The organism is Marinibactrum halimedae, from assembly GCF_021234875.1.
Classification (GTDB): domain Bacteria; phylum Pseudomonadota; class Gammaproteobacteria; order Pseudomonadales; family Cellvibrionaceae; genus Marinibactrum; species Marinibactrum halimedae.
Genome location: NZ_JAJQVM010000019.1, coordinates 1 through 13,626, shown reverse-complemented (window position 1 = coordinate 13,626; position 13,626 = coordinate 1). Strand labels below are relative to the sequence as shown.

Below are 13,626 nucleotides of genomic sequence, written 5' to 3'. Positions count from 1 at the left end.
GATGAGTGGGATATTCCTCAAATGCTTTTTATTCAGCTTCAACATGAATTGAATTCATGTTTTGCTGTGCTGACATTGGCTTTGGTTCGGTGACAGCGGGTTGAAAAGCGCTCATTTCAGTACGCCACTCCCTGAGTTGTTGTGCGAAGTTTAATAATTCAGTGGCGGTTGAATCCCACCCAATGCATTCGTCCGTTATTGATACCCCATATGAAAGCTGAGAAGGATCATTGCTGATCTTTTGCTTTCCTTGGTGTAAATGGCTTTCGAGCATGATACCCGCAATAGACTGATTCCCATCCAATAATTGATTACGTACGGATTGAAGCACTTCGGGTTGGCGATTGGCTTGTTTGCCAGAATTAGCATGGCTGCAATCGATGATAATACGGCTGGTTATGCTGCGTTTTTGCAGTTTTGCTTCAACAGATTGAACGTGATCTTGTGTGTAATTGGGCCCTGATTTGCCGCCACGAAGAATGAGGTGGCTATGGGGGTTGCCTGTGGAGGTACGTAATTCAAGTTGGCCTACCGTGTTGATGGCCGTAATGGTATGACTGGCTCGACTGGCTTCGAGCGCATCAATGGCGATATCAATATCCCCTGCGGTTGTATTCTTCAGGCCTGCAGCAAAGGGCAGCGCGCTGGCTAATTCTCTGTGGGTTTGCGACTCAACGGTTCTGGCGCCAATAGCCGCCCAGCTAACCACATCTTCGTAAAAGGGAACTAATAAAGGGTTCAACGCTTCTACCGCAATAGGTAAGCCTAAATTCGCCACTGCAATGAGCAGTTTTCGGCTTTGTTCAATGCCTTCTTGAAGGTTATGGGTGTTATTCATGTAGGGGTCATTGATGAACCCTTTCCAGCCCACGGTGGTGCGAGGTTTTTCAAGGTAGCAGCGCATGACCAACAGAACTTGATCCCCCACTCTGTTTTGCAGGGCTCGTAGCTTTTCGGCGTACTCTAATGTTGCCTTTGGGCAATGGATGGAGCACGGGCCGGTAATGACCAATTGTCGATGGTCTTGACCTTTCAGTATGCGGTTAATCGCGATTCGATTCGCTGAAATACTCGCCTCGGTGGCATCATCAATGGCGAATTGGGTTCGTATGGATTGTGGAGTAGGAAGTGGTACGCTGTTTGAGGATGTGGGAGGGGGTGAGGATGAAAGTTCCTCATTGTGTGAAGCACACGGTTTATTGGGTGGGGAGACGCTCACTGGCATCGACTCTAAAACGGCGCCGGGCTCATTAAGGGTAAGTTCACACGTTGACATAAAAAAACCTCTGCTGGTTTTGCCTAGCGGAGGTTTTTTTATGGTGTGTTCCGGTAGGCAGTTGTTGTATTCGCTGCCTACGAAAGCTCGTCAGGCGCGGTTTAGCTAAAATAAAAGCTAAAAAAACCGCGCCACGAAACCTGGTTGTTTGTCACCAAGCCTCGTGAAAAATTATGGCTGTTAACACAGCGATTATTCGGACGATCAATATTCATGACCCAAATTGTAACCAGCGTTGATGATAAATCAACCCCGTTAGTGAGAGAATGAGTGAATTGAATAAAAAATGTCGCCTCCTACTAAGGCATTTCAAGCATTCCAGCCGTTTACTTTGGGGTGGTGGCTTTTATGGTTAAATAACGCAATAAAGTAGGTGCTCTATTGAGTGGCGTCACATGAATATTAAAGGCGCCTTGAAAATAAGGATAAAGAGAGTGGATATACGCCAAATATTGCGTATTGATTTGAATTTGCTAGTGGCTTTGCATGCACTGTTAGAAGAGCGCAGTGTGTCGAAAGCGGCTGAGCGTGTATTTGTAACGCAATCTGCGATGAGCAAATCATTAGGCCGACTACGAACTTTATTTGACGATCCGCTTTTTGTGCGTACGCCCAAAGGTATGGTGCCTACGCCAAAAGCCACTCAGCTACAGCCGGTGTTGCATCGAATATTACGGGATATTGATCAGTTAGTTCTCGACGATCAGTTCGACCCCAAAACAGCCAGCGCAGACGTACATTTAGCCGTAGGCTCTTATGTGGGGATTGTACTCTTACCGGTTCTGGTCGATTTTCTGCAACGACGGGCGCCCGGCATTCGTGTACATGCATTTAATCGGGTTGAACGACAACTGGAACGGCTTGCCGATGGCAGTTTGGATTTTGCGTTGCACATGCGGCGGGCGCAATACGGGTCGGAATTTGATGTGCATTTGGTGGGAGCGATGCCACCAGTGTGGGTTGCACGAGACACGCATCCATTGGTGGGTAAACAAGCCGAAGAGGAAGACGTTTTGTCTTACCCTCATGTGCATTTTTACGTTTCTGATCAGCGCGAGCTAGAGCAAATCCGTCAGTTTCACCCTTCCGAAAAAAGAGGGGGAAGCAGAGAGAATGTGGTGTTCGAAACCTCACATTTACCTGCAGCACTGGAGGTGCTGCGCCGCACCGATTGTGTCATGCTCGCGCCGCCTGCCGCATTGCATTACACCAAATTGAGCGACAATTTAACGCAATTGAATATCGCTTCCTCAGAAGACGCTGTGGTGAGTTACACCTTGGTGAACCACGAACGTTTACGCAACTCCCCTTTGCATACCTGGTTTCGACGCGTGATACTGGATATTTGTACTCGTCTTGAACGGCGTCGACAATTAGGAGAGCCGTTTGTGGAATACCAGCCTGGTCAGTACGAATGGTGCGAGGATTAACTACGTTAATTTACAGGGCTTAGCGCTGTAAGAGAGCATAAAAGGGCAATTTATCGTCGTCGCTCAGTTATTCAGCAGAGTCGGTTTGTCTCGATAAAGAGCGGCCTGCCTTTAGTTATCCACAGGCTATCATCAGACTTATTGAAGTTTCTTGTGGGTAATGTGAACTGAGTTGGAATTAAGCCTATTTTCAGTTCACATAAGCTCGTAGAAAGAGGTCAAAGGCCCGCTATTTTGCGGACCCTATGCTGCTCACTGTATTAGGTAAGCAACAATTTCTTTTTGCCTTCGTCATCCAGCGGCAACCACTGAATCGGCGGAAAGCTCTTAACCAGTTCGGTGTCGTCCAACCCTTCCAGCGCCGCTTTTTGTTGTGTTTGTGCTTCGGGTGAAAGGGTTAATGTTATGTTGTCGAAAACCAAATCGCGCAGGGCAAACATCTCATCCGGGCGGACGAAGTCATCTAATTTGGGGTAGCGCTTCCATTGCGTGTTAGGCACTCTACTAATTTCTATTCTCGCCATCGCTAAAAAATCCGGCGATACCGGAAACATCAAAAAGTGAGTACTTCTTGTTTCATCACTGATATCCATATCAAACCGTGCTGCTGGCACGCCAAACTCCTCTAACACCCGCCAATTTAAAGGTGCAAAATAACACTGGGTATCATTACCCACATTTTTTTCCCAATCACCAAAGCTTTCAGTTAAAAATTGGGTGATCGCGAATTCAAACGCGCGAGGATTAAAATACGATACCCCTTTTTTGTGTTTGGTATAAGTCAACAAATAAAAACTCAGCGTGACAATACCACAAGAACCTGTGCCCAACGGCCCGTAAAATTCCCACTGTTGCGTAACGGGGTGAATACATTTCCAATTATCACCAAATGGGCCCCTATGCAAGACACTGTCGGCACACAAAGCAATATTGCCTTTGAGCACCTTTGATTCTCTGTGGGGACTACGATGGCGAGGACTGCATATCTCAATGACAGACCCGTCCAATTTGAGTTTGTGACGTTTTAGTCGGGATAAGTTCGGGCCTTTTGGCGTAAAAGGTTCTGTTTGTTCCTTCCATACCCAGGTTTTATAAAACATTAAAATTTTCTCTTTATTCGAGCATAAAAATCAGGCAGCCAGGCTTTCACTAGAGCATCCCCCAGGGGCAATACGGCGGCCGATGCCGTAACAATAAAAGCCGCACCGGGTGACAAGGTACCCGCACCACCGGCACTGATACCCACCACGGGCATGACTGCAGCGGCTACTTTTTGGGTTGTCTCAAAAACTCCTTTGCCCGCCGTTACCTCACGGCTGATATCGCTGGTGAGTTTTAGAATACTTCCTTCTGGGTCGGCTCTAAAACGATTGATTGCCGCATGATGTTGGCGAAGCGGGTGGCCACAAAAAAGGCTTCCAATTGGAAGCCTTCTAAAAACACACCACTTAAGTGAGCAATAACTTTTTCTTGCCTTCGTCATCCAGCGGCAACCACTGAATCGGCGGAAAGCTTTTAACCAGTTCGGTGTCGTCCAACCCTTCCAGCGCCGCTTTTTGTTGTGCTTGTGCCTCGGGCGAAAGGGTTAATGTTATGTTATCCAAAACCAAATCGCGCAAGGCGAATATCTCATCTGGGCGGACGAAGTCATCCAACTTGGGGTAGCGCTTCCATTGCGTGTTAGGCACTCTACTAATTTCTATTTTCGCCATCGCTAAAAAGTCCGGCGATACCGGAAACATCAAAAAGTGAGTATTTATTGTTTCATTACTGATATCCATATCAAACCGTGCTGCCGGCACGTCGAACCCTTCTAACACCTGCCAATTTAAGGGTGCAAAATAACACTGCGTATCATTACCTAACCTTTTTTCCCAATTACCAAAGCTTTCAGTTAAAAATTGGGTGATCGCGAATTCAAACGCACGAGGGTTAAAATACGACACCCCTTTTTTGTGCTTGGTATAAGTCAGTAAATGCAATTGCAGCGTGACGCCGGCAGCCATGCCTGTGCCCAGCGGCCCGTAAAATTGCCACTCTTGCGTCACGGGGTGAAGGTATTTCCAATTATCCCCATACGAGTCCTTAGGCAAGATACTCTCGGCATTCAGGGCGAGATTGCCTTTAAGCACTTTGGGAGACGTATCGGGGTCATTATGGCGAGGGCAGCGTATCTCAATGATAGACCCGTCCAGTTTGAGTTTGTGACGTTTTAGTCGGGATAAGTTGGGCCCTTTTGGTGTAAAAGGTTCTGTTTGTTCCTTCCATACCCAGGTTTGATAAAACATTAGAATTTTCTCTTCATGCGAGCATAAAAATCAGGCAACCAGGCTTTTACGAGGGCGTCCCCCAGGGGCAATACGGCGGCCGATGCCGTAACAATAAAAGCCGCACCGGGGGACAAGGTACCCGCAGCACCGGCACTGATACCCACCACGGACACTATGGCGGAGGCCATAAAAAAGGCTTCCAATTGGAAGCCTTCTAAAAACACACCACTTAAGTGAGCAATAATTTTTTCTTGCCTTCGTCATCCAACGGCAACCACTGAATCGGCGGAAAGCTCTTAACCAGTTCGGTGTCGTCCAACCCTTCCAGCGCCGCTTTTTGTTGTGTTTGTGCTTCGGGTGAAAGGGTTAATGTTATGTTGTCGAAAACCAAATCGCGCAGGGCAAACATCTCATCCGGGCGGACGAAATCATCCAACTTGGGGTAACGTTTCCACTGCGTGTTAGACACCCTATTAATTTCAATTCTTACCAGTGCGAAAAAATCTGACGATACTGGAAACATCAGAAAGTGCCGACTTCTTGTTTCATCACTGATATCCATATCAAACCGTGCTGCTGGAACACTAAACTCTTTCATCACCCGCCAATTTAAAGGTGCAAAAATATATTGAATTTTATTACCCACACTTTTTTCAGATTCACCGTACTTATCAGTTAAGAACTGAGTGACCGCAAACTCAAACGCACGGGGGGTAAAATACGACACCTCTTTTTTGTGTTCTCTGTATGTCAATAAGTCCAAACTCAACGTGACGGTACCACTGGTTCCTGTGCCTAGTGGCCCGTAAAATTCCCATTGATGTGTAAAGGCATAAATGGGTTTCCAATTGGGTCCGAACGCGCCTCCATACCGAAGATTTTCGCCACACAATGCTATATTGCCCTTAAGCACCTTTGATTCCCTATGAGGGCTGCGATGGCGAGGGCAGCGTATCTCAATGACGGACCCGTCTAATTTGAGTTTGTGATTTTTTAATCGGGATAAGTTGGGCCCTTTCGGCGTAAAAGGCTCTGTTTGTTCTTTCCACACCCACGTTTGATAAAACATTAGAATTTTCTCTTCATGCGAGCATAAAAATCAGGCAACCAGGCTTTTACGAGGGCGTCCCCCAAGGGCAATACGGCGGCCGATGCTGTAACAATAAAGGCCGCGCCGGGGGACAAGGTACCTGCGGCACCGGCACTGATACCCACCACGGGCATTACGGCAGCGGCTACTTTTTGGGTTGTCTCAAAAACCCCTTTGCCCGCCGTTACCTCACGGCTGATATCGCCAGTGAGTTTTAGAATACTTCCTTCTGGATCGGCTCTAAAACGATTCATTGCGGCGTGAAGGGCCCCGCCAGTAATGGCGCCAGAACCAAAAGTGCGCGCCATATCGAGCGATAGGAGGCCCCCTTTGTCTTTTTCAACGGTAAACCCGCATTCGCGGGCGTGCTGTTCTGCCTTCACCACGTTGGTAGTGATCTCCCCAAAATACGCTTTTTGCTTCGAGTCGGAAAAATTCAGCTTCTGGTGCCTTAATAAGTTGGTTGAATGCGTAAACACACCGGCACCGCCGCGTACCGTCACCCACGCGGCATTTTGAATATTCTGTGCCCGCCGCATGGTGTTGGCCAATTGGGCGGCGGGTTCAAATAAGGCTATATTCTGTTCTGGGTTAGCGGCCTCCTTCAACCTGAGGGCCCCACCGATTCGTTTTTTTCCGTGGGTGTAAAATAAGTCGAACGATTCATTTTTTATATCATTCATTGTATTTGAGCCCAACACTGGGTCCATCACATTGGCCGCTTCACTAGCAGCAGCTTCAATTGTTGGATGGCGATCTGAGATAACAATAACACGCCCTTTTTCGGCTGTTACAGCCCCTCCCCTAGTAAATTCCGTATTCTCAACAGAACCATCGGCTTTTAGGGTAACTTTATAGATGCCTTGTTGCCCTTTACTTTGTTGCTCAGCACCATAATCATTCAATAACTGAGGGTTCACCTCAATTTTGAAGATGGCGTACTCCCCATTGGTGCGACGTAAAATACGAACGGTGCAGCCAGAGAACGTCATTAGGAGCATTTCGGCTTTTTGGACGGTCATATCGCGGTAGATATTGTCTTTGTAGTGGCCTGAATCTAACGACTTAAGTTGGGTAAGCACTTCTGTGGCCCAGTAGTTTTGACGTCGGTGGGCGGCCACAATGCGCTTGTACATCTCCTTGGTTTCTCGGCCAAGTAATTTGACGGGAATGCCAATGTGATTGTTGCCAGCAATGGTGGTTTCTTGCATGAATACTCTCCGTAGTCTCATCGGGGTGATGGTAAAAGGCTGCCGCCCTAAAATATTCTGATCTACCGCTGTGCGTTAATGTACGCCAATCTCATCAATAGAGCGGTGATCAATAGGTCAATTAGTAATCAAGGAGCGGGAATTTTATTCATGCAAGTGTTTGATTTCAACGAACTAAGGGGCAAATTTTCATCAAATTGCAAAATATCATAAGAGAGGGGAGGGATCTCATAAAAAGCTCACTGCCAAAACAGCGGGCCTTGCTCATTTTTGCCGCTCTAAAGGGGGTACTCCAGTAGAATAAAATGAAAAAGGTTAACACCGAAGTGTATCGATATGCATACGGTTAAACTCTTGGTGTAGGTATAGGCAAAAGCATAGATAAACCCAGAGAATAAAAATAAGAAAAAAAGTGGGCCAAAAGCAGTAGTGTGCGCAAGCGTAAACAGTAATGTCGTTGCTATTAGGGCATAAAAAGCGCCTTGTTTCTTATTGGTAAAAAAAGAAGCAATGCCATCTTGAAGCAATAAGCGAAAAAAGACCTCTTCAGATATCACTGTAAAAAACAAATTAATTATGGCGAAATACAACACGGCTTCAGAAAACTTGGGTTGCCATTGAATATCAAAAAATATTAATGCCGTGGATAGTATGGTTATAATGCTCACAATAATGAGCGGAATGGCCTTTTCTTTGGAGGCTCCCAGCTTGAAAAACCCCTGCTTTAAATTGGTGTTATTAATTAGCCAGGCCAGAGTGAGGTAGCCGGCTATCGCTTTGCTCACGTTTGCGTATAACGCAAATTCTTTTCCCCCTGGGTAGAGTTCTGTTGTTGTCCATACAAGCGGGTAGTGAAAACCACTGGGGCGGTAGGTTGCTATAAAAAAGCCGAGTATGATTGTTGGTACGAAAAATAAACCTGTTCGTAGTTTACTGCTACTTGGGTATGTTATGAGATAAAGCAATGCACAGTAGGGTAATAAAAGCAGTGTATTTAACAGAGGCATTATGCCACTGGTGTAAAGTATAAAGGATATAGCGAGAAGGATTACGGTTGCATAGCGTCGATTGGCGTGTGTTTCTTTAAAGCTCATAATTTTCTTAGTGATAACCTATTTTATTATTCCAAAAAATGGTTTTAGAGTCATTCAATTTTATCAATACCCATGTGGTAGTGATAGTGCCGCTTGTTAATCTTCTGTTAATCTGATGGTAAAGACGTATTCATCGGTTTGTTTATAAGGTTTCCTAAACTCATCGACTTGTTTGGAGGCGTTATGAATATCGGTCAATACATACTTGTTGCTTTTCTTTTTACTGTGTTTTCTAGTGTGGCGTCGGCAGGAATTACACCTGAATCTATTGTGGCGGCACAGGAGCGCTGGGGAAAGGGCATTGTTGAAATTGGGAAAGCAAAAATTAACGGTGGTAATTATGAGTTGTTGGCGACTCAGCACATTAATACGCTTTATGACTATCAGGAGGGAACCGTATTATTTAAGCCAACCAAAGCGAAAAACGATCAATTTCGAGAAACCTTTGATGAAGCTCATTCTTATTTCGTAACAGGTGTTGTTCCAGAGGATGATGGTTTTGCTATTGCGCCTTGGACAGCGGTACGGTTTGAGAATCATGAAATGTTGATAGAAGGCAGATTGGCTATGGTAATGGGCAACTACTTCTTTGAAACCCTCAATGGAGAGGAAGTTAAAGTTGAATATACGTTTGGTTATCGGCTTGATGATAATGATGATTTGAAAATTGTCTTACATCATTCTTCATTGCCCTTTTCAAACCAATAGCACGTTAGTATTGAGGTAAAATGTGAAGTAAGGTATGGCTTTCGTAACATTGATAAAAAGTGCCTATAGTGATAGTGAGCAACATTAATTAGGATGCAATATAAGGTCAATGTATAAACGCAAACTTGCTTTCTTCGCCGGCTTACTTGTCTTTGTTATCGTCATCACCTCTGTGTTGGTGGTGATGATAACTCAAATTACTCGCTCTAGTTTAACTCAAAATGCCATTGCGCAATCCTTATTAAATGAACACCTCATTGTATCTAGCACCTCTTACCGTTTATTCAAGCAACTGACGGATGAGCTGATTTTTGGTAAAGATGCCAATCAGGCAGAAGTAAGAAATAAACGCGCTATTATTGATCAGTCGATCGAAAAAATCATTCAGTTAGAAGAAAAGCAACGAAATGCTCTGGGTGAGGAAGCCACCTTAGGCAGTATAGAGGACACCAGCGAATTAAGTGCTTTGTTGGATGAAATCATACAGGAATTTAGAAGTATTATTGATGACGCGGAAGACGAGGCGCAAGAGAAGAACCGAATGCAGCAACAGAGAACCCAACAGTTGCTGGAAGTCACTATCGACAATCGCTTTAGAGAAGCCATTAATGCAGCGGTGACACGTCAGAGTCGTGTGGTGGCCTCAATGGAAGCGCGTATTCAAACCTTACATCAGTCTATTTTTTGGTATTCAATATTGTTGGCGTTACTTGCGATTCCCATGGTGGTATTTGGTTGTTACTGGTTGCTAGGTGTGTTGTATCAACCTTTAAACTCAATTCGATTGGGTGCAGAAGCCATTTCTCAAGAAAACTACCAATACCGGATCTCTCGGGGTTTTGATGCAGAATTTGATACCATTGCCGCATCATTCAATGCAATGGCTGAGGAATTATTACAACAACGCAATCGAGTTGAGTCAGCCACTCGTGAGCTTGAGTTCCAAGTTGCACAAAGAACGGCAGAGCTAACCGACGCGAATCAACTGCTTCAGGATAATGATAAAGATCGTAGAGAATTCTTTGGGGATATTAGCCATGAATTACGAACGCCCCTCTCTATCATTCGCGGTGAGGTGCAAGTGACCTTACGCCAAAAAACCGTATCGGAAGAAGATTATAAAGCCACATTACAAACGGTATTAGACCAATCCCTCAGTTTAAGCCGTCTGGTGGATGACTTATTACTTATTGCACGTGCAGAATCTGGAAAAATGCGTTTAGTGCCTCGTCAGGTTAACGTTGAAGAATTTGTTGTGGAGACCGTTAAAAAAATCGATGGTTTTATCGAGCGCAGAAAAGTGAAGTTGGAAGTGGATATAGAGCCTAATATGCCTCTTGTTGAGTTCGACCCTGAAAGAATTGCACAGGTGATGATTATTATTTTGGATAATGCCCTCAATCATACCGTTTATGGTGCGCGTATTTTTATACATTGCTTTTTTAAAGAAGACAAATTAATTATCATTATAAAAGATGAGGGAGAAGGCATTGACGAAAAAGAATTGCCCTATATTTTTGATCGTTATTTCCGAGGTGCCGACTCTCGAACCGGAAAAGGGGCAGGCTTAGGGCTGGCGATTGCTAAGGCCATTGTGGTAGGCCACGGGGGGGCAATTGATGTCTCTTCTATTGTCGGAAAAGGAAGTACGTTTACCCTTTCATTACCGAGTATTCAATAATTATGAATAGTATTCTTGTTGTGGAAGATGAAGAAAAACTGGCGAACTTTTTACTACGAGGGTTGAAAAATGAAGGATATCAGTGTGAATGGGTGGATCGTGCTGAGCTTATGTTGTCATTCCTTGAGAATAAAACCTTCGATTTGATTTTGTTGGATAGAATACTTTATGGCATTGATACCATCAATTTATTGCCTGAAATACGTCGTAAGCAATCGTCGTCAATGGTGCTTATTTTAACGGCACTCCATGATATAGAGGAGAAAATTCACGGGTTACGTGCAGGTGCGGATGACTATTTGGCAAAGCCTTTTGATTTTGAAGAGTTGTTAGCGAGAATCGAAGCATTAATTCGTCGCTCTGATAAAGGCATATCGGTTGATAATATGCTCTCCAGAGGTTTACTGCGCATGAATGTAGAAAGCCAGCGTGTGTGGATCAATGATCAAGAAGTAGAACTAACGCAATTGGAATTTCAACTACTGAGATACTTTTTGTCGAATCCAGATAGAGTACTTTCTCGTGAGCGTATTCTCAGTAAAGTATGGGGCAATACGTCAGACCCAATGACAAATATTGTGGATGTTTATATTAGGCGGTTGAGGAAAAAGTTATTAAGCTCGACTGCATTACAGGGTGAGGTGGCAGCAGACTGCTTCATTCATACGTTAAGAGGAATGGGGTATCGCTTAGGCCCATGCCGATAGTATTCATTTTACCAATTTATTTGGCCTTTTTTATGGTTGTAATCCATCATTTTTATGATTGAAAATCATGATCTAAAATTATAAGTGCTGTGAAAATTCAGCATTTAATAGTAGCTCTCATTTATTACTATAACGCCCTATTTGTCACTTCCTGTTTATAACTCTCTGTTTATAACTCTCTGTTTATAACTCTCTGTTTATAACTCTCTGTTTATGACCTCCTGCCAAAAACAGGTGTTTTTCGTTATAATGATAAAACTCTTTTTATTGTGCTCATTACTCTATCTTGATACTGGATAGATCGATTAGTCGGGGCTAGTGTATAAGCCACGGCGCCGATTTCTGCCGTATTCGTTCTTAAAGCAATTATTTTGCTCCCGATCTAATAATCAAAATCTCTGATTTAAAAGGATTTATGTCTATTTTTTGTCTGTTGTGGCAATAACCTATCTTTACACTTATTTACGAATAATGGGTGTTAATGAGAGTAATAAAGGAGAGCAATATAAGGAGGATGAAAGCATGTATTACTTTTCCATATTGCTGGGCGCTTAATGCACTTTGTTGCTTTTTTATGTTTTCTTGTGCGTCATTTCTGTATTTGATGTGTACAATATTTATCAAAAAATTGAAATATTTCCGTTATTTTTGAGGAATTGTAGCGCTATTGCGTTACCCTATAAGTTAGTGAGGCGCTTGTGTAATCAAGGCAATATTGGCTTGATACTGAAGTGTCGTGAATGGAAAGAATCGCACGCCAAGAGTCTTCAGGTAATCACTTCAGGGTAAACCCTTTGTTTCTACCAAGTTTGTCTTGACCGAGATAGATAAACTACATAATTGCTCTCTATTGAGCACAGTTCTGGTAGAGCTTCATTAGAATTCATACAATTAATGCTAATAAGCGAGAATAGGAAAAGTCTGATGAATAAAATAGTTTTGTATTTTCTATTGGCGCATATTTTTGGCGCGGAAGAGGGGGGGGAAATGTTGATACCTTCTGAAGTGCAAGAAACATGTTTGGTTCAAGACGATATAGATTACTGTCTAAACCAGTTACAAGCATGGGGCTATTTGGATTTAGAGAGTCGGCAGGTTCTGATTCATAGCGACAGTAATATTAATGAAACATTAAACTCGATCGTAATGGGTATTGGGACAGGAGAGCAACCGAAGCCAATGGTTACTTCCGGTATTGGCACAGGAGAACAACCGAAGCCAATGGTTACTTCCGGCATTGGGACAGGAGAGCAACCGAAGCCAATGGTTACTTCCGGCATTGGCACAGGAGAGCAACCAAAGCCAATGGTTACTTCCGGCATTGGGACAGGAGAGCAACCGAAGCCAATGGTTACTTCCGGTATTGGCACAGGAGAACAACCGAAACCCGCAGTTGCAGCCGGAATCGGAACGGGTGAGCAACCCAAGCCAGTAAGTTTGCGGTCAACTTTTGGTGTGGGTACGGGTGAGCAGCCTAAGCCAAATTAAATACATTAGAAGGATATCGAAGCTGTGGAATATCTAAACCAGTATATCGATTTTTTTAATAATTATAGTTTTTACAATGATTACATTGGTCAATCGATAGTTTTTGCCGCATTTTTACTTAGCTTAAGATGTCCTAATACTCGATTTCTATTGGGTTTTATTTTAGTTGTTGATTTCCTCTACCTTCTGCTTAGGCAAAAAGTTAATTTGCCTGCGTTGGGCGGGTGGTATTACGTCATAGTGTTATGTGGCGATATTCTCATTGCTTATGGCATTATCAGCCGATTACGATTAGCCAGTTGGTTATCTTCGATTTTACCCCAGTGGGCTGCTGAGAGGCTGGAAGCCAGTGTGAAGCAATATCAACTAACACGGCAGGAAATAATTTTAGTGCTTTTATACAGTGCTTCGGCACTGCTTTCTTGTATTACTCTTATTGAGCGATTAGTTAGAAAATCAACTGGGTTGGATATCTTGTTGATGGGAACCTCTATAAATTCGTTTTTTTAGCGCGATAATTTTCTAATTTTTTCTACCGGAACACTTACCGAAAATAATTATCATTACGCATTTATTTACAAAAATATTGGATAAAAATTCGTTCTTTTGATGATTTTTTCTCCCTATTTGTATATTCCAGACGCACGTTGGCCGCATAGCGTGACAAATCG

General features: G+C 43.8%; 14 protein-coding genes. 6 read left to right on the top strand and 8 right to left on the bottom strand.

Annotation, left to right across the window (positions count from 1 at the left end):
* Window positions 1–28: 28 nt before the first annotated feature.
* On the bottom strand, window positions 29–1,276 hold the full coding sequence (locus LU351_RS11920; protein ID WP_232594302.1) for a 3-deoxy-7-phosphoheptulonate synthase: 1,248 nt from the start codon (window positions 1,274–1,276) through the stop codon (window positions 29–31).
* Between the two features lie 434 nt (window positions 1,277–1,710).
* On the opposite strand from LU351_RS11920, the gene LU351_RS11915 reads away from it, so the two are divergent.
* Entirely contained in the window at window positions 1,711–2,706 is a 996-nt protein-coding gene (locus tag LU351_RS11915) for a LysR family transcriptional regulator (RefSeq protein ID WP_232594301.1), read from the top strand.
* 260 nt (window positions 2,707–2,966) lie between these two features.
* Here the strand turns inward: LU351_RS11915 and LU351_RS11910 are convergent, their stop codons facing one another.
* From LU351_RS11910 to LU351_RS11880, 7 genes are all read right to left on the bottom strand, one after another.
* A complete protein-coding gene (locus tag LU351_RS11910; RefSeq protein ID WP_232594300.1) occupies window positions 2,967–3,806 on the bottom strand; it encodes a hypothetical protein in 840 nt (279 codons plus the stop codon).
* Window positions 3,806–4,189, bottom strand: a complete 384-nt coding sequence (locus tag LU351_RS11905; protein ID WP_232594299.1) for a hypothetical protein — start codon at window positions 4,187–4,189, stop codon at window positions 3,806–3,808. The genes LU351_RS11910 and LU351_RS11905 overlap by 1 nt, the downstream gene beginning before the upstream one ends.
* Window positions 4,155–4,994 carry a hypothetical protein gene (locus tag LU351_RS11900; RefSeq protein WP_232594298.1) on the bottom strand — a complete coding sequence of 280 codons (840 nt, stop codon included), beginning with the start codon at window positions 4,992–4,994 and terminating at the stop codon, window positions 4,155–4,157. The genes LU351_RS11905 and LU351_RS11900 overlap by 35 nt, the downstream gene beginning before the upstream one ends.
* Complete coding sequence (locus tag LU351_RS11895; RefSeq protein ID WP_232594297.1) at window positions 4,994–5,164, bottom strand: hypothetical protein; 171 nt, start codon at window positions 5,162–5,164, stop codon at window positions 4,994–4,996. The genes LU351_RS11900 and LU351_RS11895 overlap by 1 nt, the downstream gene beginning before the upstream one ends.
* A 41-nt stretch (window positions 5,165–5,205) precedes the next feature.
* Window positions 5,206–6,045 carry a hypothetical protein gene (locus LU351_RS11890; RefSeq protein WP_232594296.1) on the bottom strand — a complete coding sequence of 280 codons (840 nt, stop codon included), beginning with the start codon at window positions 6,043–6,045 and terminating at the stop codon, window positions 5,206–5,208.
* Window positions 6,045–7,277 carry a hypothetical protein gene (locus LU351_RS11885; protein ID WP_232594295.1) on the bottom strand — a complete coding sequence of 411 codons (1,233 nt, stop codon included), beginning with the start codon at window positions 7,275–7,277 and terminating at the stop codon, window positions 6,045–6,047. Before LU351_RS11885 ends, LU351_RS11890 begins: the two co-directional genes overlap by 1 nt.
* Window positions 7,278–7,555: 278 nt before the next feature.
* Window positions 7,556–8,284, bottom strand: coding sequence for a CPBP family intramembrane glutamic endopeptidase (locus LU351_RS11880; protein ID WP_232594294.1), 729 nt, complete (start codon window positions 8,282–8,284; stop codon window positions 7,556–7,558).
* Window positions 8,285–8,554: 270 nt separating this feature from the next.
* On the opposite strand from LU351_RS11880, the gene LU351_RS11875 reads away from it, so the two are divergent.
* The 5 genes from LU351_RS11875 to LU351_RS11855 all read left to right on the top strand — a co-directional run bounded on the left by LU351_RS11875 (window position 8,555) and on the right by LU351_RS11855 (window position 13,465).
* On the top strand, window positions 8,555–9,079 hold the full coding sequence (locus LU351_RS11875; protein WP_232594293.1) for a hypothetical protein: 525 nt from the start codon (window positions 8,555–8,557) through the stop codon (window positions 9,077–9,079).
* Between the two features lie 109 nt (window positions 9,080–9,188).
* Window positions 9,189–10,760: a sensor histidine kinase gene (locus tag LU351_RS11870; RefSeq protein WP_232594292.1), complete on the top strand. Its 1,572-nt coding sequence runs from the start codon at window positions 9,189–9,191 to the stop codon at window positions 10,758–10,760.
* Window positions 10,761–10,762: 2 nt separating this feature from the next.
* Window positions 10,763–11,467 (top strand): response regulator transcription factor, encoded by a 705-nt coding sequence (locus tag LU351_RS11865; protein ID WP_232594291.1) that lies wholly within the window; start codon window positions 10,763–10,765, stop codon window positions 11,465–11,467.
* 924 nt (window positions 11,468–12,391) lie between these two features.
* Complete coding sequence (locus LU351_RS11860; protein WP_232594290.1) at window positions 12,392–12,955, top strand: hypothetical protein; 564 nt, start codon at window positions 12,392–12,394, stop codon at window positions 12,953–12,955.
* A gap of 24 nt (window positions 12,956–12,979) precedes the next feature.
* Window positions 12,980–13,465, top strand: a complete 486-nt coding sequence (locus LU351_RS11855) for a hypothetical protein (protein ID WP_232594289.1) — start codon at window positions 12,980–12,982, stop codon at window positions 13,463–13,465.
* Window positions 13,466–13,626: the final 161 nt, after the last annotated feature.